Origin of the sequence: Nonomuraea bangladeshensis, assembly GCF_039529455.1 — a bacterium.
GTDB classification, from domain to species: Bacteria; Actinomycetota; Actinomycetes; order Streptosporangiales; family Streptosporangiaceae; genus Nonomuraea; species Nonomuraea bangladeshensis.
Map to the genome: position 1 here is coordinate 622,127 of NZ_BAAAMV010000003.1, position 20,286 is coordinate 642,412.

Consider the following 20,286-nt stretch of genomic DNA (forward strand, 5'->3'; position numbering starts at 1 on the left):
CTCCTCCCCAGGGGTTGTAATGATGTAATCACAACAGCTGCCCGGCGGCGAGCTCAGCTCTCAGCTCTGGACGAACGCGAGCGGCACGCCACAGGCGTCGCCGGCGGAGACGTAGAAGCCGTCGGGGGTGGTCCGGGTGGGGATGCCGTTGCCCTCGATCAGCTCGCGCGCGGCCGTCAGGTCGCGGACGGCGACGGTGTGCGCGGCCAGCAGGGGAACGGCGGGCAGGACGTGTCCGGGCAGGAAGTGATCGAGCGCGGACCGGGGCAGGATCTCCACCCGGCCGTGCCGCAGCGGCAGCACGCGCTTGGGGCCGTCGATCCACACGTCGGCGTCCAGGATGCGGGCGTAGCGCTCCTCGTGCTCGTCCACCTCGTCGTCGGGCACGACCATCAGCACGCCGTGCAGGCCGGTCGCGCCGTTGGGGTGGTCGAGGTAGCGGGGCTGGTGCACGTACTGAGGGGTGAAGTGCTGGGTGGCCTGCAACGCGCACCCGGGGGTGTGCGCGGCGTCGACGCGGACGCTGTCGGCCCGTACGGTCCGCGGCCCCTCGGGCGTGCCGACCTCGCGCTCCAGCCCGCGGACGCCGGTGGAGGCCAGGCCGGCGGCGTGCAGCCGTGCCGCGGTGGCCCGCACGTCGCGGGAGCCGAGCGTCATGAGCAGGCCGCGGTAGGTCCGGCGGAGCTCGTGCACGCCCCAGGGGTCGGGCGCGGTGGCGTCGACGATGCCGAGGAGCTCGATGAACGACTCCCCGAAGTAGGCGCAGCGGTTGGCCGTGCAGGCGGGCATCAGGGGACCGCCGGGCCGTTCGGCGAGCTGGTGGGGCGAGACGGGGCTGAGGGTGAAGCCGAGGTCCTGGTAGCGGGCGGACGTCGCGGCGAGGTCCGTCGTGATGAGCACCGTGTGGTCGATGTGGTCGATGTCGGAGCGGGTCATGGGTTGTGGTCCTTGGTGGTCAGACGGGGCGGATCCGTCTCCAATCTTGTCAGCGGAAAGATTGGATGATGCTCGCCATCTTGTCAATGTCAAGATAAGGTGAGGTCGTCACGCGACAGCACCGGAGGTGAGAGGGATCAGCCAGCAGGGCTACCACCACGGCAACCTGAGGCGCGCCGTCATCGACGCCGCCCTTCAGGCCATCAGCGAGTCCGGCCCGGCCGGATGGAGCCTGCGCGAGCTCGCGCGCCGCGCCGGCGTCTCGCACGCCGCCCCCGCCCACCACTTCGGCGACAAGCAGGGGCTGCTGACCGCCGTGGCCGCCGAGGGGTTCGCGATGTTCGCCGACGCCCTCGAACGGGCCGCCGGCGACGTGTGGGAGATCGGCGTCGCCTACGTCCGCTTCGCCATCGATCACCGGCCCTACTTCGAGGTGATGTTCCGGCCCGAGCTCTATCGCGGTGACGACCCCGGCGTGCGGTCCGGGCACGAGCGCGCCGCCGGCGTGCTCATCGCCGGCGCCGCGACGCTGTCGCCGGGCCCGGCGGAGGACCACCTGACCGCGGTCGCCGTCTGGTCGCTGGTCCACGGCTTCACCAGCCTGTGGCTGAGCGGCGTGCTGCCGGAGAGCGCCGACGGCGATCCGGAGGCGCTCGCCCGCTCGATGATCCGGGTCGTCTTCGGCGCGACGCGCTGAGACCCCCGGCCTTCCCCAAGGGTTGTTGGAGAACCTATGATCCGACGGTGACCTCGGAGAACGAGCTCGTGCCGCTGCGCGCCCTGGCCAACCCGCTGCGCATGCGCATCGTGTCGCTGCTCACCGGCGCGTCGATGTCGGCCACCGAGGTCGCCGACGAGCTCGGGATCGCGCACGGCTCGGCCAGCTACCACCTGCGCCGGCTCGCCGAGGCGGGCTTCCTCCAGCAGGTGGACGAACGGCCGCCGGCGGGCAAGGGCCGGCCGCGGGTGCTCTACCGCTACGACCCGTCCAGCGCCGAGCGCATCGACAGGTCCGACGGCCGGCAGCTCCTCCACCAGGCGATGAGCGCCGACCTGGCCAGACGCCTGACCGAGACCGAGCGCCAGCGCATGTCCATGGACGCCGAGGTGTGGCTGCCCAGGCCCGTGTGGGAGGAGGTCGTCGGACTGATCGGCCAGGCCGTCGCGCTCCTGCACGACAAGGCAGGAGCGCCGCGCGACGGTGTCAAGGTCAGCATGACGGCGCTCCTGCTCGAACTGCGTGACGAACGATGAGGCGTGACCGAGGTCAGCGCTGCAGGGTCAGCAGGCCCGGCCGGTAGGGCAGGAGGCCGTAGTCGCCGCCCGAGCTGGGGCTGCGTCCCTGGTAGAGCAGTTGCAGGTTGCAGGGGTCGACGGTGAAGGTCTGGTCCGCGCTGGTGCGGATCAGCTCACCGTGGCTGATGTCGTTGGTCCAGGTGGCGCCGCTGTTGGCCTTGCCGGCGAACGGGTTGCTCTCGGTGGCGGCCTGCGGGGTCCAGGTGCCGTTCAGGCTGGTGGCGGTGAAGGAACGGAAGTAGCGGCCCTGCGCGCCGATCGCCTCGACGAGCATGAGGTACTTGTTCTGGCCCTGGAGCTTGTAGACCTGGACGGCCTCGAACAGGTTGTTGGTCGAGTCGCTCATGATGACGGTCGAGGTGGTGCCGAAGCTGCCGGGGAAGTTCCCGATAGGCATGCTCGCCCGGTAGATCTTGCCGTTGTCGCCGGCGAAGAACAGGTACATGTTCGTGCCGTCACCGATGAGCGTCTGGTCGATGGGGCCGGTGCCGGAGCCGGAGATGCTTCCGGAGAAGAGCACCTGCTGCGGGCCCCAGCCATTGGGGTTGGTGGGGTCGCTGGAGGTCCGGTAGGAGAAGGCGGTGCCGCCCCACTGGTAGGCGAGCACCCAGATGTTCTTCGGGGCGAAGTAGAAGAGCGTGGGGGCGACGGTCGAGTTGGACATGGTGTTCTGGCTCGCCGAGGCCATCTCGGACCAGTTGGTGAAGGGGCTGAAGTTCATCGAGCCCCACCTCGTGCCCGTGTCGTGCGTGGTGGCGTAGACGAGGTGCTTGCCGTTGTAGGGGGCGACGGTGAAGTCCTTGAGCGAGACCCAGCCCGACTTCGGGGTGGCCAGCGGGCCGGTCGAGCTCCACCGGTAGGACGAGGGGAGGTCGCACTGGCCGGGGTTCTGGGTGCCGCCGTCCACCTTGACGAACTGCCACTGCTGGTTGGTGCCGCCCCAGTCGTCGTACTGGACGATGTTGCCGCCGTCGGCGGTGGAGGCGCCCTGCACTTCGAGTGCCTTGTTGCTGTGGCGGGAGATCAGCCGCACGTAGCCGTCGGGGCTGTCGGCCAGGCGCCACTGCTGGTTCGTGCCGTTGGAGTCGGTCCACTGCACGATCGCGCCGCCGTTGGCGGTGGAGAAGTTGTAGACGTCGAGGACCTTGCCGGAGTGGCGGGACTTGACGCGGTAGTAGCCGCCTCCGGAGTCCACGAACTGCCACTGCTGCTGGTTCTGGTTGTTACGGGTCCATTGCGTGATGCGGCCGCCGTCGGCGGTGGACAGGTTGTAGACGTCCAGGGCCTTGCCGCTGTTGCGGTTGACCAGGACGTACCAGGCGTTGGTGTCGACGGTGGCCGCGTTGGCCGGCTGGGTCTGCAGGGCGACGAACAGGCTGGCCAGTAAGGCGGTCACCGTCGCCAGGATGGACAGGGGTCTGTGCTTCATCGGGGCTCCGTTGTTAGCGCTAACATGATGTGGTGCGGAGGCTTGTCGCGGAGTACATCCGACGGGTGGCCCGGCGTCAACGGAAGGGTCTCCCGTCGAGCCGGGCCTTGCCGTCACACGGCCTTCCCTCCTGGGGTTTCGCCTCCAGGAGGGTCGTTCATCCAGTTGAAACTTTCACAGTGCGGATGTGTAACTTGCGGCCGTTCCGAGGTTAAGTTGCTGGGGTGTAGGACCACTTCTGGTTGTTGCCGCCCCAGCAGGAGTAGAGCTGCAGCCCCGTCCCGTTGCCGGTGCCGGCGCCGATCGCGTCGAGGCACAGCCCGGACTGGACGCCGGTGATGGTGCCGTCGGAGTTGACGCGCCACTTCTGGTTGTCGCCGCCCCAGCAGGAGTAGATCTGGATCCTGGCGCCGTTGCCTGTGCCCCCGGCGTCCAGGCACTTGTTGCCGTAGACCCTCAGCTCCCCTGCCGAGGTCTGCGTCCACTGCTGGTTGGACTGGCCGTTGCAGTCCCACAGCTGGACCGCGGTGCCGTCGGCGGTGCCGGCGTTCGGCACGTCCACGCAGCGGCCGGCGGCCGTGCTCCTGATCTGGCCCGCGGTGCCGCCGCCGGGGTCCTGCGTCGGGGTGGTGGTCGGGGTGCTGGTGGCGCCGCCGTTCAGCGCGTTGAGCACCGAGGTGTAGGCGGCCTTCTTGTTGCCGTTGCCGTCGAAGAGCAGCGCGGAGGCGTTGGTGCCGAGCCAGGAGTCGGTGTCACGCACCCCCCAGACCGAGATGCCGGTGCACCGCGGCACCGCCAGGCAGTCGTTGACGACGTTGGCGTACGTGGTGGCCGAGCCGCCCTGGATGTCCAGCTCGGTGATCTGCACGTCCACCCCCAGCGCCGCGAAGCTCTGGATGGTCGTGCGGTAGTTGCTGTTGTAGGGGCTGTTGCTGTTGAAGTGCGACTGCAGGCCGACGCAGTCGATCGGTACGCCGCGCGACTTGAAGTCCCGCACCATGTTGTAGACGCCCTGCGTCTTGGCCCAGGACCAGTTGTCGATGTTGTAGTCGTTGTAACAGAGCTTGGCGGCGGGGTCGGCGGCGCGCGCGGTGCGGAAGGCGACCTCGATCCAGTCGTTCCCGGTGCTCTGCAGGTTGGAGGAGCGCCGGCCGCCGGAGTTGCCGTCGGCGTAGGCCTCGTTGACCACGTCCCAGGCGTAGATCTTGCCCTTGTAGTGGCCCACGACGCCGTTGATGTGGTCGATCATCGCCTGGCGCAGCGAGCTGCCCGACAGCGACTGCATCCAGCCCGGCTGCTGGTTGTGCCAGGCCAGGGTGTGCCCGCGCACCCGCTTGCCGTTCTGCACGGCCCAGTTGTAGACCCGGTCCCCGTTCGTGAAGTTGAACTGCCCCCGGTTGGGCTCGGTGGCGTCGATCTTCATCTCGTTCTCGGCCGTCACCATGTTGAACTCGCGGTTGGCGATCGTCGTGTAGGCCGAGTCGCCGAGCTTGCCGGCGGCGATGGCGGTGCCGAAGTAACGGCCGCTCTGAGCGGCCGCCGCGCCGAGCGTGCTCGCCGCGGCGTCGGCGGGGATCGCCGTCGCGAACGCCGCGACCAGGCCGATCGCGCCGAGCGCGCCGGCGATCACCGCCCGGCGGCGCGCGCCGGGCGGGCGGTGTTCGGCAGGTGGGGACATGGCGTTGACGCGCATGACTGAGCCTCCATAGCGAATCGGAGAGAGAACGTGCGGGACGTGCCCACGTGATCGACGCCGCGCCACGGGGGCGTCGTGACGGCGGTCCCCGCCGTGCGCCACCGATGCGGCAGGGAGATCGCCTCGGGGACTCAGTGTGAGGAGGCTCACCGAAACTTGTCAAGAATGTAATGAAACTTTTCGTGGCGTTTCGGCGGGATCTGGCCGGTGTTCTGCGAGTACGCTCGATCAGGAGCTGGCGAAAGTTTCGGCTCTGTTAAGTAGTCAGATGAAAGTTTCATCGTGGTGCCGGCGCCGATCGTTCGCCGAAACGGCAGGTCGGCGCGGTCGGGCCCCGTCTTCTTCGCTCCGTTGCCGGTTCCGGCGTGGTTGACAGGACCTTTCCTGCTCGGATTTGCTCCGTGACGCCGCCACCCCCACCGGCTGCCGAGGAGGAGCTCGACGAGAAAGCTTCCTGTTAGCGGTAACAGCCTCGGGTTCTCACCTGGGCTCGGGGTCGAGGCAGCTGCCGGTCTCGTGCACCTGGTCCGCAGGCGGAGGCTCGATGGACACGGTGCTTCCCCAGTCGGTGAAGTCGATCTCGGTCACGGCGGTCCTGGGCACGCCCTCCGCCGCCTCCGGGTCGGTCGTGACGAGCCGGACCCGGCGGGGCAGGCCGTCCGGCCCGACCCACAGCCGCCACGAGACCTCCGTCGGGCGGGCCTGCTCGCGCAGCACCGCCGCCATGACCGGGTCGTCACCCGGGGAACGGACGGCGAACTCGGTCTGCAACGCGCTTCCGGCGTGCACCACGGTGTCGACCCCGTCGATGACCTCGCCGGAGGAAGGAGCGGGGGCGGCCAGCTTCCGCAGCACCTGGGGCGACAGGATCGTCCGCAGGTCCAGGTTTCCGACGAGCCGCGCCGCCGCCCCGCAGCCGGCGCCGTCGTGGTGCAGCCAGGTCTTGCCGGCGGGCATGTCCTTCCGCTCGGCTCGCTGCTCGTAGGTGCCGGAGTCGCCGATCGAGATCGCCCTGGTCGTCATGTAGGACAGATCGTCCGGGATCACGCTCTTCAGGTCTTCGGGGATGTTGGTCCGGTAGTAGGTCGTGGTCAGATCGGAGGCGGTCGTACCGAGCCGCAGGACTCCGGTGGTCCGGCTCTCGTTGTACTCGCCGATGTTGACCGGCACGACGCCGTCGTCCTCCCCGAGAGGGGTGGGCATCGCCTCGCCGTAGTCCAGACGGACGATCTTGGTGACCTTCACCCCCGTCGAGTCCTCCGCCTGCCGGGCCACCGCCTCGGCGGGCGACGAAGCCGCCGGCGCGCACCCGCCGGCCAGGGTGATCATGAGCATGGCCGGCGCGATCCTCGGTAAGCGCATCCGTTGATCATAGGGAAACTCCGGCGCGGCCCCGAACCACTGATCGGCTCGTGGCGTCCAACGAGACCACGGCACCGGAAGGGGGACACATGACGGTCGGGGCGTGCACATGGTGATCCGCGAGCGCGCCCCACGTGTCGACGTGGCCCGCCTGCCCGACGACGTCGTGGCGCTCATCGACGCGCTCGAACCCGGCGAGAGCCTGATCCTCACACGGGACGGCGCGTCGATCGCGACGATCTCCAGCACGATCGACGTCGTGGAGGGCGCCGTCGTCGAGCGCGACGAGCCGGACGAGGGCGACGAGCAGGGACCGATCGACTACGAGAGCGTGACGGTCGTGGCCACCGCCATGGAGCTGTCGGCCGCCGCCAGGGTCGCGCTGTCCACCCAGCTCGGGGCGGACTACGTGGTGCTCGACATGCACGCCGCGCCCGCGACGGCCGACGTGCTGCTGGTCCCCGCGGGCAGCCCGCAGCTCATCGCGGGGCTCCGGTCGATGTTCCCGGAGGCCCGGGTGGTCGTCACCGAGATCGAGGACGACGAGCTCGGCGTTCAGTACCACGGGCCGGTACGGCGGCTGCTCGACGCGGGCGCCGACGCGTACCTGCCTCCGGCGACCCTCAACGTCCTGGCCAGGCAGCTCGACCACACCCTGAGCCAGGGGCGCGAGCTCGCCGGCGGGGCCGCGACGCCCCTGCAGATCGCGCCGGCCGCGACACGGACGGAGGCGGCCGGCGAATGACCTTCCTGACGGCGTCCGTGAGCAGAAGCTTGGTCGTCGCTTCGTGGTCGCGCGCGACGGCCGGTCGTGTCGGCGCGGATGTCGCGGAGCTTCGTCACGGCCCTGTGCGCCCCGTCCGCCCCGTCGCCGGCGTGACGCCGGCCTCGAGGCCGACCAGCGAGTCTCCTGTCTGCTCCCGGGTGAGGAGATCCCACGTGCGCACCGTACGGTCCTCTCCGGCGGTGAGAGCGATCGGCCGGCCGTTCACCTGGGTCACCGCGAGGGCGACGACGCCTCTGTCGTGGCCCGTCAGTGGGTCGCCGAGCTGCTTCCTCGTGGCCAGATCCCACATCCGCACCGTACGGTCCACGCCGCCGGAGACGATGACGGGCCGGCCGTTCACCTGGGTGACCGCGACGGGACCCCCGGCGCGTTCGTGGCCGATCAGCGGCCCGCCGAGCTGTTCGCCGGTGGCCAGGTCCCACACGCGCAGCGTGGCGTCCCAGGCGCCCGACACGGCGACCGGCCGGCCGTCCACCTCGCCGAGCGCGACGGACACCACGAGGCTCGTGCCGCCGGTCATGGGCGCGCCGCTCTGTCTCCTCGTGACCGGATCCCACCTGCGCACCGTGCCGTCATGACCGCCGGAGACGATGACCGGCCGGCCGTCCACCTCGCCGAACACGACCGAAGCGATCACCCCGGCATGGCCGGTGAGCGGGTCGCCGATCTGCTTCCGCGTGGAGGGGTCCCACATGCGCAACGTGCCGTCCGCGCTGCCGGAGACGACGACCGGCCGGCCGTCCACCTCGCCGAGCGCGACGGCGACGACACGGCGTTCGTGGCCGGTCATCGGGCGGCCGAGCTGCTGTCCCGTGTGCGGATCCCAGATCCGTACGGCGCAGTCCCGCCCGCCCGTGACAGCGATGGGCCGTCCGGCGAGCCGGCCGAGCGCGACCGTGAGGACACGTTCGTCACCGGTCGCCGGCTCCCCGAACTCCGACAGCACGATCAGGCTCCCGATCTGCCTTCTCGTCGTCAGGTTCCACACCCGCACGGTGTCGTCCCTGCCGGCTGAGATCGCGATCGGCTGTCCGTCCACCTCGCCGGCCGTGAGCGAGATGACGCCGGCGTCGTGCGCCGCCGGCCCGGGACCCCGGCCGACGGCGCACGACACGGCAAGGGTCACGGCCGCCGCCGAGGCCACGATCAGCACGTCACGGCGGTTCAGGACATCGTCTCCAGCTGGTTGCGCGTCAGCTTGACGGTGTTCTCCGGCAGCGGCGCCGGGTTGTTGGCGCTGTCCAGCGGATACTTGCCCTGGACGGGGTTGAGCAGCGCCGCCGGGGAGTCGGGGTAGGTCTCCAGGAACAGGACGTACCCGCTGCCCTCGTTCAGCGCCGTGGTGTGCTCCTCCTCGTACGTCACGCCGTCGAAGACGCCGCCGAGCTCCTTGACCTCGACCTTCTGCCCCACCTGGGCCTCGCCCTTGTACACCTTCAGCACCTCGGCGGTGTAGACGGTGATGACCATCGGCGGGGCGTCGGGCTGGGCGGCCACCGCGGCGGGAGCTCCCGCCATGGGGTTCAGCCGCGGATCCGTCTCGGCGGGGTCGGGCTCCGACACTTCCTGCAGGTAGCGCGGCTCGCCGACGACGCGGGCCTCGACGACCAGGTTCGCCCGGTCGAAGAGCGCGTCGGCGTTCTCGTACTCCGGATAGTCGGCCCGGTAGAGCACGGGCTCCTGATGGGCGGCGCACGCGGTGACGAACAACGCGGTCAGGACGAGTGCGCCAAGACGCCGTAGCATCCTGCGGCCTCCTTCAGTAGTAGGCGTTGACGTCGGCGACATCGTGCGACGAGGGTTTCGTCATCGAGTTACGGTTGCGGCTTCTGTTCATGATGGACGTGGTCGAGTTGTGCGCGAGATTCAGCGCGTGCCCGAACTCGTGGACCAGCGTGCTGGTGACGAAATTGGAGAAGTTCGAGGCGTCCCGGTTGATTGTGCGCGAGTTCAGCCGGACGTACATGCACATCCCGCCGCACCGCTGATAGTTGCCGTACCAGGTGTTGCTGTAGGACTTCACCGTGATGGTCGAGCCGGAATTCGAGTTCTTGTAGAAATTGGCGGGGCTCGACGTCGCGTTCCAGTTGGCGAGCGCCTTGTTCATCGGCGTCTGCCACGTGCTGTTGTAGCTGTACGGGCGCATGTGGATGCTGGCGATGTCCTGGCCGGTGCCGTTCCAGTGGGCGAACGCCGGGTCGGCGCTCGTCGCCGTCAGCAGAATGACGGCGGCCGCCGCGGCGGATCCCCGTCGAAGGGCATGCCCTAACACTCCCGAAGCCATTTCGAGATGTCACTCCCTGCGTCTTTGTGATGCTGGCGGAAAATGCAGGAACCCGGGCCGGCGAAGGGTGAGGGGGAATTAGGGCCCGGAGGTCGGGAGGGTTTTTGACAACCTCTTTTGAAGCGTCTGATGGGAGTATGCAAGGTCCATGATCACCATGTCAATGGCGAAGGGCCGCCCGCGCGACGCGGACGGCCCTTCGCCTGACGCTTCAGATCAGGCCGAGTGACAGCATGGCGTCGGCGACCCGGCGGAAGCCGTCGATGTTGGCGCCGGCCACGTAGTCGCCGGGCATGCCGTACTCGTCGGCGGTCTGCAGGCACCGGGCGTGGATGTCGCGCATGATCTCCTGCAGCCGGTGCTCGGAGAACTCGAACGTCCACGAGTCGCGGCTGGCGTTCTGCTGCATCTCCAGCGCGCTGGTGGCCACGCCGCCCGCGTTGGCGGCCTTGCCCGGCCCGAACGCGACCCCCGCGTCCAGGAACACCTTGATGCCCTCGGGCATGGTCGGCATGTTGGCGCCCTCGCCGACCGCGATGCAGCCGTTCTGCACCAGGAACGCGGCGTCGCGGCCGGTGATCTCGTTCTGCGTGGCGGACGGCATCGCCACCTCGCAGGGCACCTCCCACACGCTGCGGCCCGGCACGAAGGACACGTGGTCGCCGCGGCGCGCCGCGTACGTGTCCAGCCGGCCGCGCTCGACCTGCTTGATGTGCTTGAGCAGCGCCAGGTCGATGCCCTTCTCGTCCACGACGTAGCCGGAGGAGTCGGAGCAGGCCACCACGAGCCCGCCGAGCTGCTCGATCTTCTCGATCGTGTAGATGGCGACGTTGCCGGAGCCGGAGACCACGACCCGCTTGCCGTCGAACGACGTGCCGCGCGCCTTCAGCATCTCCTCCACGAAGAACGTGCAGCCGTAGCCGGTGGCCTCGGTCCGCACCTGCGCGCCGCCGTACGCCAGGCCCTTGCCGGTGATGACGCCTGACTCGTAGCGGTTCGTGATGCGCTTGTACTGGCCGAACAGGTAGCCGATCTCCCGGCCGCCGACGCCGATGTCACCGGCGGGCACGTCGGTGTACTCGCCGATGTGCCGGTAGAGCTCGGTCATGAAGCTCTGGCAGAAGGCCATCACCTCGCGGTCGGAGCGGCCCTTGGGGTCGAAGTCGGACCCGCCCTTGCCGCCGCCGATCGGCAGGCCCGTCAGGCTGTTCTTGAAGATCTGCTCGAAGCCCAGGAACTTGACGATCCCCAGGTAGACCGAGGGATGGAAGCGCAGCCCGCCCTTGTAAGGACCCAGCGCGCTGTTGAACTCGACCCGGAAGCCACGGTTGATCTGCACCTCGCCGCTGTCGTCGAGCCACGGCACGCGGAAGATGATCTGCCGCTCGGGCTCGCAGATGCGCTCGATGATCTTCGACTCGGCGTACTCGGGGTGTTTGCCGAGAACCGGGCCGATGCTATCGAGCACTTCGCGCACCGCCTGGTGGAACTCGACCTCCCCAGGGTTGCGGCGCAGGACGTTGTCGTAGATCGACGACAGTTTCTCGTGCAACATGTGCTCCCGACCTCATTGCGGTGATCCGTGCTCACCTTACGGTTAGGCCAGAAGTGAGAAGAACCCGCCCCGGCACTCTGCCGAAATCATTACCCGGCGGCGGACGACGGGTGGGACGGCGGCGGAGCCCGGCCCCCGCCGCCGGCCGCGTCCCGGCCGACCGGGTCAGCGGACCCGGATGAAGACCGGGTTGGAGTAGAACCAGAGGTCCTGCCAGGGGCTCTCCTTGCCGTCCGCGAGCGGCTCCATCTCGTCGGTGCTGGTGCCGCGCACCCGGAGGTAGCTGTCCTGGCCCACGTCGCGCAGGGTGTGGCGGATGACCATGTCCTGGCCCTGACGGCGCCAGTCGTTCGGGCCGAAGCGGGCGACGACCTTGGTGGTGGGGTTGGCAGCCGCGTCGAGGTCGGCGCTGACCCCCGTCACCTGGCCGGCGATGAGGTCCACGCGCCGGACCTCGGGGCGGTCGCCGTTGCCGTTGACGCCGTTCAGCGGGCGGAAGCGGATCTCCACCTCGACGTCGCCCCGGCCCCGGTTGCTGAGGACCAGCGTCTCGCTCACGGTGGCGGAGCGGCCCTGGGCGCTCGCGGTGACGTCCAGGGCGGTGACCAGGTCGCCGGTAGTGACGAAGATCCGGCCGCCCCGCAGGGCGTCCATGACGTCGCCGTAGTCCTGGCGGGCCATCACGTACGTCTTGCTGTACTCGCCCGGCCAGAAGTCGGAGCCGCCACGGGTCCAGTGCACGTGGGAGTCGGAGGTGGCGGTGATCCACCAGTGCCGGCCCTCGCCGAGCAGGGAGTCCCACAGGCCGCCGACGCGGGCGGTCATCTGGTCGAAGCCGCCGTACGTGGGGTGGTTGCCGTAGCCGCCGCGCGCGCCGCCGTTCAGCGGGCCGGCCTGGTGGCCGGGGGCGCCCTCGAAGCCGACGTACACGTCGGGGGCGACGTTGTTGCCGTTGCGGAACTCGCGCGGCGTGTCCTGGCCCCACACGCCCAGCCCGGTCGCCGAGCGCGAGGCGTGGTGGGCGATGACCAGCGGCTTCTGCCGCATGTCGCGGGCGGCCTTCAGGAACTCCACCATCTTGGCCTCGGTGTCGCGGCCCGGGTCGGCCGGGAAGGCGTCGTGCTTGGCGAAGCGGCTCTCCAGCTCGAACAGCTGCTGCGCCTCCCCGTCGTGGTGCGGGATCATCAGGGTGTGGTGGTCGAGCGCCGGCGCGTCGAACTCCATGCCCCAGAACTGCAGCACCTCGGGCACCAGCACCCGCGAACGCAGCAGGTCGGGATACGCCTGCTCCAGGTTCACCTTGGAGTGGGTGGGGCCGCCGTGGTCGGTGCACATCGCCCAGGTCAGGCCGAAGTGCTTGGCCATGATCGCGTTGGTGACGATCGGGTAGACCGCGTCCGCGCCCTTGTGGAAGATGGGCGGGCTGGTCTTGGTGTCGAACTCGCCGCTGTACTCGGAGTGGATGTGGTGGTCGCCGGCCCGCCACCTGCGGCCGTTGCCGCCGCCGTTGCCGAACCTGCGCTCGTCGTCGGCCTGGGCGGGGGTGCCGCCGATCAGGGGAGCGGCCGCGGCCAGGGTGGCGCCGACGCCGGCGTACTTGACCAGCCGCCGGCGGGAGAGCCGGGCCGCCTCGGCCTGTTCGGCCTGCTCGGCCTTGTTCTTGCTCACGGTGAAGCCTCTCGTGCGTGCAATGCAGGTGCCGGGCCGCAAGCTTTGGGGAGCGGATCGAACGGCGGGTGAACGCCGTCCGGGGCGCGCGCGAACAGTCCGTGGATGCGGGCCCGCCACCCACGGAGGACGACCATGAAGAAAGGAAGGAAGAGCGTCCCCTTTTGCCGCTACTCTTCTGCGTCGGGCGGTCGGCGGACGAGGGAGACTGCGTGCTGGACCAGCGAAATCATCAGGGCAAGTTCGCCGAGGACTATGTGCGGGTGCTCGCCTCGGCGGCGGGCCTCCTCGTCTATCAGGACGACCTCGACCACGACGGCATCGACCTGGGCTTCCGATATCCGGGAAGGACCGGCCACATTTCCTCGCCCGCCATCGAGGTGCAGATCAAGTCCTGGTCGGACCCCCGGTCCAAGGGCGCGGTCCTGCATTATGGCGGGCTGAACGAGGTGCAGTACAACAAGCTCGTCGACGGCCCGTTTCTCGTCCCGCGCTACCTGTTCCTCGTCGTGGTCCCGCAGGAGAGCGACCGGTACGCCCGCGTGGAGACCGACGGGCTCACGCTGAGCCGGCTCTGCTACTACCGCGGCTTCGAGGACGACCGGCCCGTCCCCGACCCCAGCGCCGCGCGGAAGGTGCCGCTCCAGGTGCCGCTCGGGAACGTTCTCACGGTCCGCGCGTTACGCGAGCTCGTCGGCGCGCCCACGGCGCCCTCCGCCCGATGAGGAACGTGTCGGTCGCCGACGTCAGCAGCTATCTCGCCGCGACCGGCTGGGTCCGCCGGCCGGAGACCTGGAGGGGCGCGGCGATCTGGGAGCACGACGGCGACCACGAGATCCTGGTGCCCGGCACGGACCACCTGGCCGACGGGCCGCGCCGGCTCAGGGAGATCCTGTCGCTGCTCGCGCGGGTGGAGGGTCGCGCGCCCGAGGACATCGCCTCCGACATCGGCTCGCCCATGGCGGACGTCCAGTGGTACCGCGCGCCCATCGTCCCCGAGGGCGGGGAGCTCGGGCTGGTGGACGCCGTCACGGCCGTGACCAGCGCCCACGCCGCGCTGAGCGCGGCGGCGCGGGCCGCGCTGGGCGGGCCCCGGCCGGTGTTCGACGGCGCGGCTCCCAAACCGGTGCGCGACCTGATGGCGCGCGTCCGGATCGGACCGATCGTGCCGTCCTCGAACCTCCTCACCGTACGGCTCCCGCTGGACGACGGCGGCGACCCTCCGCTGGCCCGCCGCGCCCTGACCCTGCTCCAGCGCGCCGCGCTGCTTCTGCGCGAGGCCACCGCCGAGGCGCGCGGAACCGGCGACGTCAGCGTCTTCGACGACCTCGTACGGGACGGCGTGTCGGCCGACCTGTGCCTCGCGCTCGCCCGCTTCGCCGGAGCCGATCCCGGCGCCCGGTTCGAGGTCGGCTTCCGCTGGGCCCGCGCCCTGCCCGCCGAGGTCCGCGCGCGGAGCGTGGTCTTCGAGCCGGGCACCGGCACCCTGCTGCGCCGCGTCGGCCACCGGCTGCGCCGACTGCACCACGAGAGCGCCGCGGTGACGGGCCTCGTCGGCGCGCTCGTGGACGACGGCGAGGACCGGTTCCGCGTCCACGTACGCGGCCAGGTGACCATCGGGGACGGCGAGCCGCGCCGCGCCGTCATCTGGGTGCGCCTGCCCGGCGAGGCGGACTACGACGTGGCCGTCCGCGCGCACCGCGACCGGGTCCCCGTACGGGTCGCAGGGACGCTCAGGGAGGTCAACGGCCGGCGTGAGCTCATGGCGACCGGCTTCACCACCGTCGTGGACGATCGATCCGAGGAGAGCTGACCATGAAGAACACCGGCTTCGGCACCCGCGAACGCGCCGTGCTCCTGGGCCTGATGACGCTCGGTGGAACGGCGTCCAACGCGGAGCTCAAGGCCCACGTCGGCTGCACCCTCGACGGGCAGCCCCGGCACCGGCTCAACAAGGGCGGCCTCGTCACGAGCGAGAAGCCCGGCAGGTCCTACCTTCACACGCTCACCGACGACGGCTGGGCCTGGTGCGTGACGGAGCTGGACGGCTCCGCCCCGGATCGCGGCGGTTCGCTCGGCCGCACCCTCTACGGCGTGCTCCACCTGCTCAAGGACTATCTGGACGCGGCGGACCTGAGCCTCGCCGAGTTCGTACTCAAGGCCCGCGAGAACGCCGCCCCGGCCGAGCTGCCCGAGGCGATCCGCGACGCCTACTGGCGGCTGGCCCGCGAGCCGCAGGACTGGGTGCTCCTGACCCGGCTGCGCGCGGAGCTGGGGGACGTCCCCCGCGAGGCGGTCGACGAGGCGCTGCGGCGGCTCGAACTCCTCCCGGACGTCCACCTGGCGCCGGAGGCCGACCAGAAGACCCTGACCGACGCGGACAGGGACGCGGCCGTCCTCGTCGGCGGCGTGAGCAAGCACCTGCTGGCCATGGAGGCGCGATGAACGAGCACGAGGAACGGGCCCTGCGCGCCATCTCCAGGGTCCTCACCTGGACGACCATGGCCGAGCACGCCTGGAACCCGCCGCCTTTCCACGTCGGCGGCGTGCACCCGCGGGCGGAGCAGCTCATCCTCGACGGCATCGACGAGGCGTGCGAGGCCACCGGGGCCAGCCCGCTCGGCGTCGTGATCCAGGGCGAGGGCGGCGCGGGCAAGACGCATCTCCTCGGCTGGGTCAGGGGTGAGATCGCGCGGGCCGGCGGCTACTTCTTCCTGGTGGACTTCAGCGCGGGCGACGACTTCTGGCGGCGGACGGCGGGCGCGATGGTCGACGACCTCGGCCGCTCGGCGGCGGGCTCGGACACCCCGGCCCAGGCGGTGGTGGCCCTGCGCGGTCTGGCCGCGCTCGCGGGGGCCGGGGACCGGATCGCGGCCGTCGAGGACGGGAAGGACATCACCCGCGAGGACCTCGACGCCCTGGTGGCCGGCCTATTGAGGCGGGACCGGCGGTTGCAGCGGTGCCGCGACACGATCCGGGCGCTCGCCCTCTACGCCGTCGCCTCGGGCCCGGCCTTCGACGTCGCCCACGATCACCTGATGTCCACCGAGGAGGCCGAGGAAGGCGACCGCGGGGCCTGGGGGATGAGCAGAGGGATCAAGGCGCCGCACGACATCGTGGTCGAGCTGTCGACGATCCTCGCGCTGACCGGCCCCAGCGTCATCGCGGTGGACCAGATCGACGCGCTGCTCGAACACTCCCGCGCCGCCTCCGGCGCGGTCCCCGACGGCGGCCCCCGCAAGGACGTCATCGACGAGGTCGCGAGCGGTCTCATGGCCCTCGTGCACGCCACTCACCGCACGTTGTGCCTGGTGGCCTGCCTGCCCTCGTCGTGGGGCCTGATCCGCGACCGGGCCATCGGCACGGCGAAGGACAGGTTCCGGCCGTCACTGATCCTGGGCACGATCGCGCGCCCGGAACTCGCCAGGAACCTGGTCGAGCGCAGGTTCGCGGTCGCCTTCGCGCGGGCGGGCTTCACCCCGCCCGACCCGGCCTGGCCCATCGCCCCCGGCGCGTTCGCGACCGCGCCGGGCAGGACGCCGAGGACGCTGCTCCGGCTCATCGCCGCGCACGTCGCGGCCTGCCGGACGGACGGCGTCGTACGCCTCCTGGAACGTTTCGACAGAGAGGAACCGGTCGTCGCGCCGCCCTCTTCCGCCGAGGCCGTCGCCGTCGTTCCGGAGTCGAGCCTGGCGAGGCTGGACGCGCGCTTCGCCGACCTGCGCGGGCGGTCGGACGTGTCGGCCGCGTTCGATCCCGAGCACGAGGACGAGCTGGCTCCTTCCCTGCTCGCCGCGGGGCTCGACGCCTGGATCAGGGAGCAGGACAAGGCGGGCGAGTCCTTCTCCGTCGATCCGCCGCCAGGCCGCCGGCCCAGCCTGCATGCCAGGCTGCGGCAGGTGCTGAATCCGGAGTCGGAGTACCAGCGGCACTGGACGTTCCGGATGATCGGCGCGGCGCACCACATCTCTGCGCTGAAGCGGCTGAAGGACGGCATCGTGGCGTCCGGGCTGGGCCCGGAGACGCCCGACCGGTGTTTCGTGGTGCTGCGCAACCAGGCGTGGTCGGACGGCGCGGTCACGCGGGCCCGCCTGGCGGAGCTCAAGGAGTGGGGCGGGCTCTCGCTTCCCGTACGGGGCGACGACCTGCGGGTCTTCGCGGCGCTGCGGCAGATGGCGGCCGACGGGGACCCGGAGTTCGAGACCTGGCTACGGGCCCGCCGCCCGGCCGGCGGCACGGAGCTGTTCAGCGTTCTGTTCGGCACACTCACCCAGGAGCCGACTTCACCGCCGCAGCCGCCGGCCCCGGAGACCGGACGGCCGGCGGGAAGCGGCCCGGAGTCGGCGCGGCCGGCGGGGAGCGAGTTGGGGCTCGCTCGCCCAGCAGGGAGCGCGCCGGAACCTGCCCGGCAGCCAGGGAGCGGTCCAGAGTCTGCCCGGCAGCCAGGGAGCGGGCTGGAGCCTGCGCGGCCGGCGGGGAGCGAACCGGAGCCCAGAAGTGGGCCTGTGCCGGTCGTTCCGGCTGGCAGGCGTATGGACACCGGTGCTGAGCTCGAACTGAAACTCGCCGCCCTCGCCCGCCACACCGCCGTGTTCGCCGGTTCAGGCTCGGGCAAGACCGTGTTCCTGCGGCGGCTCATCGAGGAGTGCGCGCTGCTCGGGGTGTCGTCGATCGTGCTCGACTCCAACAACGACCTCGCCCGCCTGGGCGACCCCTGGCCCGCCCCGCCGCCCGGCTGGGGCGACGGGGACGCGGACAAGGCGGCCCGCTACTTCGCCGAGACCGAGGTCGTGATCTGGACGCCGGGCCGCTCGCGCGGACGCCCGCTGACGTTCCAGCCGCTTCCCGACTTCGCGGCCGTGCTCGACGACCGCGACGAGCTGGAGACGGCGCTCGCTTTGGCCGTCGAGGCGCTCGCCCACCGGGCGAACGTGGACGGGGCGAGCGCCAAGGCCCGCAAGGGCAAGGCCATACTCCGCCAGGCGCTGGCCCACTTCGCCCGCTCGGGCGGCGGGAGCTTCGCCGCGTTCCTCGGCCTGCTCGGCGCGCTGCCGCTGGAGGTCAGCCAGATCGACCGGGCGGACCAGCTCGCCGCCGAGCTGGGCCAGCTCCTCACCGCCGCGACGATCACCGATCCGCTCTTCGCGGGCCACGGCGAGCCCGCGGACCCGGCGCAGTTGCTCACCCCGTCCCCGGGCAAGCGGGCCCGCGTCTCCGTCATCAGCTTCGTCGGGCTCGGCGACCAGGCGCGGCCGGCGTTCGTCAACCAGCTTCAGATGGCCCTGTTCTCCTGGATCAGGCGGAACCCGGCGCGCGGCCGCCCGCTCAGCGGCCTGTACGTGATGGATGAGGCGCAGGCCCTCGTACCGGCGACGCCGAAGACCGAGGCGCTGGCGAGCACTCTGACCCTGGCCTCCCAGGCCCGCAAGTACGGTCTCGGCCTGGTCTTCGCCACCCAGACCCCGCGCGGCCTGCACAACCACATCGCGGGCAACGCGACGACGCAGTTCATCGGCAGGATCAACAGCCCCACACAGATCGAGGTGGTCAAAGGGCTGGCGCGGGCCCGGGGCGGCCGGGCCGACCGGGTGGGGCGGCTGGAGGCCGGGCAGTTCTACGCCGCGAGCGACGGCGTGCCCGAGGCGCTCGTACGGGCGCGGCAGTGCCTGAGCCACCATCCCCCCGACCCGCTCACCGAGCAGGAGATCATCGAGCGCGCGGCGCGGCGTCCTGGCAGGTTACGGCTCGGAGCGGATGGGCAGCCGCAACGGCGAGAGCACTCGGGGGAGGCGTCATGACCGAACAGCCGCAGAAGGACCGTACGGACGAGGACGAGGACGTCGAGGACGTGGAGATGGAGGACGAGGAAGTCGCCGAGTTCAAGCGCCTCAAGGAGCTCAACCCCGACGACTTCGAGTGAAGTGACGGGGATCAGCGCACGCGCGCCGCGGCCATCGCCCTGATCCTGGCGAGGGCGGGAGCGGGGTCGCGGAGCGACAGGGTGCTGTGGACGGCGCCCGCGGCGAAGCGGAGCGTGCCGGCCAGGTCGAGGAGCAGGCCGCGCCGGCGTTCCACGGCCGCCCGCCGCAGGTCGCCCTCCAGCCACTGGTAGCGCACCCCGGGCCGGGCCCGCGTCGGCGGCACGTCGTGGCCGACGGCGAGGGCGGCCCAGGCCGCGGGCAGGTTGGCGCCGGCGGCGGTGGCGAGCGCCATCGAGCCGTAGAAGCGGCCGTTGAGGTCGATGAGCCGGGGCCGGCCGTCCTCGGGCACCACGAACTGCAGTTGCGCGAGCCCGAACCAGCCGAGTGCGGCCAGCAGCCGGGCGGCGCGGCCGCTGATCGCGGGGTCCACCCGTACGGTCTCGGCGCGGCAGCTCGCGCCGGCACCCGGCGGCCAGATGCGCGAGGCCACCTGCATGCAGTCGCACACCACCCGCCCGCCGACGGCGGTGACGGCCGCGTAGGCCATCAGGCGTCCCTCGTGGAACTCCTCGACGCGCGGCTCGCCGCCGAGCCTGCGCACCTCGTCCACCCGGCGGCGGGCGGCCTCCGGGCCGGGCACGACGAGCGTGTCGATCCTGGGCGGCGCTCCCGGCCGTTCCGGGTGGGCGTGCAGCCGGGACTTGACGACCAGGGGCGGGCGCTCACCGGCGAGCGCGGACGGGTCGGGCGCGGACGGGCCGAGGGTGGACGGGTCGGGCGCGGACGGGCCGGGCGCGGACGGGTCGGGCGTGGACGGGTCGAGCGTGGACGGGTCGGGCGCGGACGGGTCGGGCGCGGACGGGTCGGGCGTGGACGGGTCGAGCGTGGACGGGTCGGGCGCAGACGGGGCGAGCGTGGACGGGTCGAGGGCGCGGGCCGTCAGGATGCCCACGGACTCGGCCGCCTCGGACAGCTCCTGCTTGTCGATCGCGCGGACGACCTGCCGGTGCCCCGCGTGCGGCACGATCGCCCCGACCTGGTCCCTGAGCAGGGACAGCGCGAGCACCTCGGCCTCGCCGGCGCCGAAGACCACGTCGTAGCCGTGGTCGCGGACCGCGCGCCGCACGGCGGTGAGGAAGGCGTCGCGGTCCTCGTGCGCCGCCGGCACCAGGTGGCGCCGGCGGCGGTAACGGGACGAGGACGCGAGGCCCGCGCCGGCGGGAGCGCCGACGCCGACCTCCCAGCCCGCCGCGGCGAGCGCGCGTACGGCGGCGAGCGCTCCCCGGCTGAAGCCCGTCTCCACGATCAGTGCGCGCACGGCGGTCCACGTCCCCCTACTCACGGCCGTCCGA

The 20,286-nt window shown here is 71.2% G+C and carries 18 protein-coding genes; 8 read left to right on the forward strand and 10 right to left on the reverse strand.

What is annotated here, in order from left to right; genetic code table 11:
• Nucleotides 1-60: 60 nt before the first annotated feature.
• Nucleotides 61-936 (reverse strand): VOC family protein, encoded by an 876-nt coding sequence (locus tag ABD292_RS10700; RefSeq protein ID WP_344206937.1) that lies wholly within the window; start codon nt 934-936, stop codon nt 61-63.
• Between the two features lie 127 nt (nt 937-1,063).
• Between ABD292_RS10700 and ABD292_RS10705 the strand changes: the two genes are divergently transcribed.
• A complete protein-coding gene (locus ABD292_RS10705; RefSeq protein WP_344206938.1) occupies nt 1,064-1,633 on the forward strand; it encodes a TetR/AcrR family transcriptional regulator in 570 nt (189 codons plus the stop codon).
• Nucleotides 1,634-1,680: 47 nt separating this feature from the next.
• A complete protein-coding gene (locus tag ABD292_RS10710; protein ID WP_344206939.1) occupies nt 1,681-2,190 on the forward strand; it encodes an ArsR/SmtB family transcription factor in 510 nt (169 codons plus the stop codon).
• A 13-nt stretch (nt 2,191-2,203) separates the two neighbouring features.
• Here ABD292_RS10710 and ABD292_RS10715 read toward each other — a convergent pair whose 3' ends face one another.
• From ABD292_RS10715 to ABD292_RS10725, 3 genes are all read right to left on the reverse strand, one after another.
• Nucleotides 2,204-3,661 (reverse strand): non-reducing end alpha-L-arabinofuranosidase family hydrolase, encoded by a 1,458-nt coding sequence (locus ABD292_RS10715; RefSeq protein ID WP_344206940.1) that lies wholly within the window; start codon nt 3,659-3,661, stop codon nt 2,204-2,206.
• 211 nt (nt 3,662-3,872) lie between these two features.
• Nucleotides 3,873-5,354 (reverse strand): endo-1,4-beta-xylanase, encoded by a 1,482-nt coding sequence (locus ABD292_RS10720; RefSeq protein WP_344206941.1) that lies wholly within the window; start codon nt 5,352-5,354, stop codon nt 3,873-3,875.
• A 483-nt stretch (nt 5,355-5,837) separates the two neighbouring features.
• Nucleotides 5,838-6,719 (reverse strand): hypothetical protein, encoded by an 882-nt coding sequence (locus ABD292_RS10725; RefSeq protein WP_344206942.1) that lies wholly within the window; start codon nt 6,717-6,719, stop codon nt 5,838-5,840.
• A gap of 109 nt (nt 6,720-6,828) precedes the next feature.
• On the opposite strand from ABD292_RS10725, the gene ABD292_RS10730 reads away from it, so the two are divergent.
• Nucleotides 6,829-7,464 (forward strand): hypothetical protein, encoded by a 636-nt coding sequence (locus ABD292_RS10730; RefSeq protein ID WP_344207153.1) that lies wholly within the window; start codon nt 6,829-6,831, stop codon nt 7,462-7,464.
• A 94-nt stretch (nt 7,465-7,558) separates the two neighbouring features.
• On the opposite strand, the gene ABD292_RS10735 is transcribed toward ABD292_RS10730, so the two are convergent.
• The 5 genes from ABD292_RS10735 to ABD292_RS10755 all read right to left on the reverse strand — a co-directional run bounded on the left by ABD292_RS10735 (nt 7,559) and on the right by ABD292_RS10755 (nt 13,013).
• Entirely contained in the window at nt 7,559-8,659 is a 1,101-nt protein-coding gene (locus tag ABD292_RS10735; RefSeq protein WP_344206943.1) for a WD40 repeat domain-containing protein, read from the reverse strand.
• Nucleotides 8,660-8,670: 11 nt separating this feature from the next.
• Nucleotides 8,671-9,252 carry a hypothetical protein gene (locus tag ABD292_RS10740; protein WP_344206944.1) on the reverse strand — a complete coding sequence of 194 codons (582 nt, stop codon included), beginning with the start codon at nt 9,250-9,252 and terminating at the stop codon, nt 8,671-8,673.
• 13 nt (nt 9,253-9,265) lie between these two features.
• Nucleotides 9,266-9,790, reverse strand: a complete 525-nt coding sequence (locus tag ABD292_RS10745) for a zinc metalloprotease (protein WP_344206945.1) — start codon at nt 9,788-9,790, stop codon at nt 9,266-9,268.
• 211 nt (nt 9,791-10,001) lie between these two features.
• Nucleotides 10,002-11,345 (reverse strand): NADP-specific glutamate dehydrogenase, encoded by a 1,344-nt coding sequence (gene gdhA, locus ABD292_RS10750; RefSeq protein ID WP_344206946.1) that lies wholly within the window; start codon nt 11,343-11,345, stop codon nt 10,002-10,004.
• Between the two features lie 165 nt (nt 11,346-11,510).
• Nucleotides 11,511-13,013: a CehA/McbA family metallohydrolase domain-containing protein gene (locus tag ABD292_RS10755; RefSeq protein WP_344206947.1), complete on the reverse strand. Its 1,503-nt coding sequence runs from the start codon at nt 13,011-13,013 to the stop codon at nt 11,511-11,513.
• 212 nt (nt 13,014-13,225) lie between these two features.
• Between ABD292_RS10755 and ABD292_RS10760 the strand changes: the two genes are divergently transcribed.
• From ABD292_RS10760 to ABD292_RS10780, 5 genes are read left to right on the forward strand one after another with little or no spacing between them, the layout of a single operon-like run.
• The gene (locus ABD292_RS10760; protein ID WP_344206948.1) at nt 13,226-13,738 is read left to right on the forward strand and encodes a DUF4365 domain-containing protein; all 513 of its coding nucleotides are present in this window, start codon (nt 13,226-13,228) and stop codon (nt 13,736-13,738) included.
• Nucleotides 13,735-14,826 (forward strand): hypothetical protein, encoded by a 1,092-nt coding sequence (locus ABD292_RS10765; protein WP_344206949.1) that lies wholly within the window; start codon nt 13,735-13,737, stop codon nt 14,824-14,826. Before ABD292_RS10760 ends, ABD292_RS10765 begins: the two co-directional genes overlap by 4 nt.
• Nucleotides 14,827-14,828: 2 nt before the next feature.
• Nucleotides 14,829-15,458 carry a hypothetical protein gene (locus ABD292_RS10770; protein ID WP_344206950.1) on the forward strand — a complete coding sequence of 210 codons (630 nt, stop codon included), beginning with the start codon at nt 14,829-14,831 and terminating at the stop codon, nt 15,456-15,458.
• Complete coding sequence (locus tag ABD292_RS10775) at nt 15,455-18,811, forward strand: ATP-binding protein (protein WP_344206951.1); 3,357 nt, start codon at nt 15,455-15,457, stop codon at nt 18,809-18,811. The genes ABD292_RS10770 and ABD292_RS10775 overlap by 4 nt, the downstream gene beginning before the upstream one ends.
• Entirely contained in the window at nt 18,808-18,933 is a 126-nt protein-coding gene (locus ABD292_RS10780) for a hypothetical protein (protein ID WP_329591677.1), read from the forward strand. Before ABD292_RS10775 ends, ABD292_RS10780 begins: the two co-directional genes overlap by 4 nt.
• 11 nt (nt 18,934-18,944) lie before the next feature.
• Here ABD292_RS10780 and ABD292_RS10785 read toward each other — a convergent pair whose 3' ends face one another.
• Entirely contained in the window at nt 18,945-20,252 is a 1,308-nt protein-coding gene (locus ABD292_RS10785; protein WP_344206952.1) for an ATP-grasp domain-containing protein, read from the reverse strand.
• Between the last annotated feature and the right edge of the window lie 34 nt (nt 20,253-20,286).

Excerpts from the sequence above, each read along its gene's own strand:
- ABD292_RS10700 (WP_344206937.1), bottom strand. The coding sequence starts at position 936 with ATGACCCGCTCCGACATCGACCACATCGACCACACGGTGCTCATCACG.
- ABD292_RS10715 (WP_344206940.1), bottom strand. The coding sequence starts at position 3,661 with ATGAAGCACAGACCCCTGTCCATCCTGGCGACGGTGACCGCCTTACTG.
- ABD292_RS10720 (WP_344206941.1), bottom strand. The coding sequence starts at position 5,354 with ATGCGCGTCAACGCCATGTCCCCACCTGCCGAACACCGCCCGCCCGGC.
- ABD292_RS10725 (WP_344206942.1), bottom strand. The coding sequence starts at position 6,719 with ATGCGCTTACCGAGGATCGCGCCGGCCATGCTCATGATCACCCTGGCC.
- ABD292_RS10730 (WP_344207153.1), top strand. The coding sequence starts at position 6,829 with ATGGTGATCCGCGAGCGCGCCCCACGTGTCGACGTGGCCCGCCTGCCC.
- ABD292_RS10740 (WP_344206944.1), bottom strand. The coding sequence starts at position 9,252 with ATGCTACGGCGTCTTGGCGCACTCGTCCTGACCGCGTTGTTCGTCACC.
- ABD292_RS10745 (WP_344206945.1), bottom strand. The coding sequence starts at position 9,790 with ATGGCTTCGGGAGTGTTAGGGCATGCCCTTCGACGGGGATCCGCCGCG.
- gdhA (WP_344206946.1), bottom strand. The coding sequence starts at position 11,345 with ATGTTGCACGAGAAACTGTCGTCGATCTACGACAACGTCCTGCGCCGC.
- ABD292_RS10765 (WP_344206949.1), top strand. The coding sequence starts at position 13,735 with ATGAGGAACGTGTCGGTCGCCGACGTCAGCAGCTATCTCGCCGCGACC.
- ABD292_RS10770 (WP_344206950.1), top strand. The coding sequence starts at position 14,829 with ATGAAGAACACCGGCTTCGGCACCCGCGAACGCGCCGTGCTCCTGGGC.
- ABD292_RS10775 (WP_344206951.1), top strand. The coding sequence starts at position 15,455 with ATGAACGAGCACGAGGAACGGGCCCTGCGCGCCATCTCCAGGGTCCTC.
- ABD292_RS10780 (WP_329591677.1), top strand. The coding sequence starts at position 18,808 with ATGACCGAACAGCCGCAGAAGGACCGTACGGACGAGGACGAGGACGTC.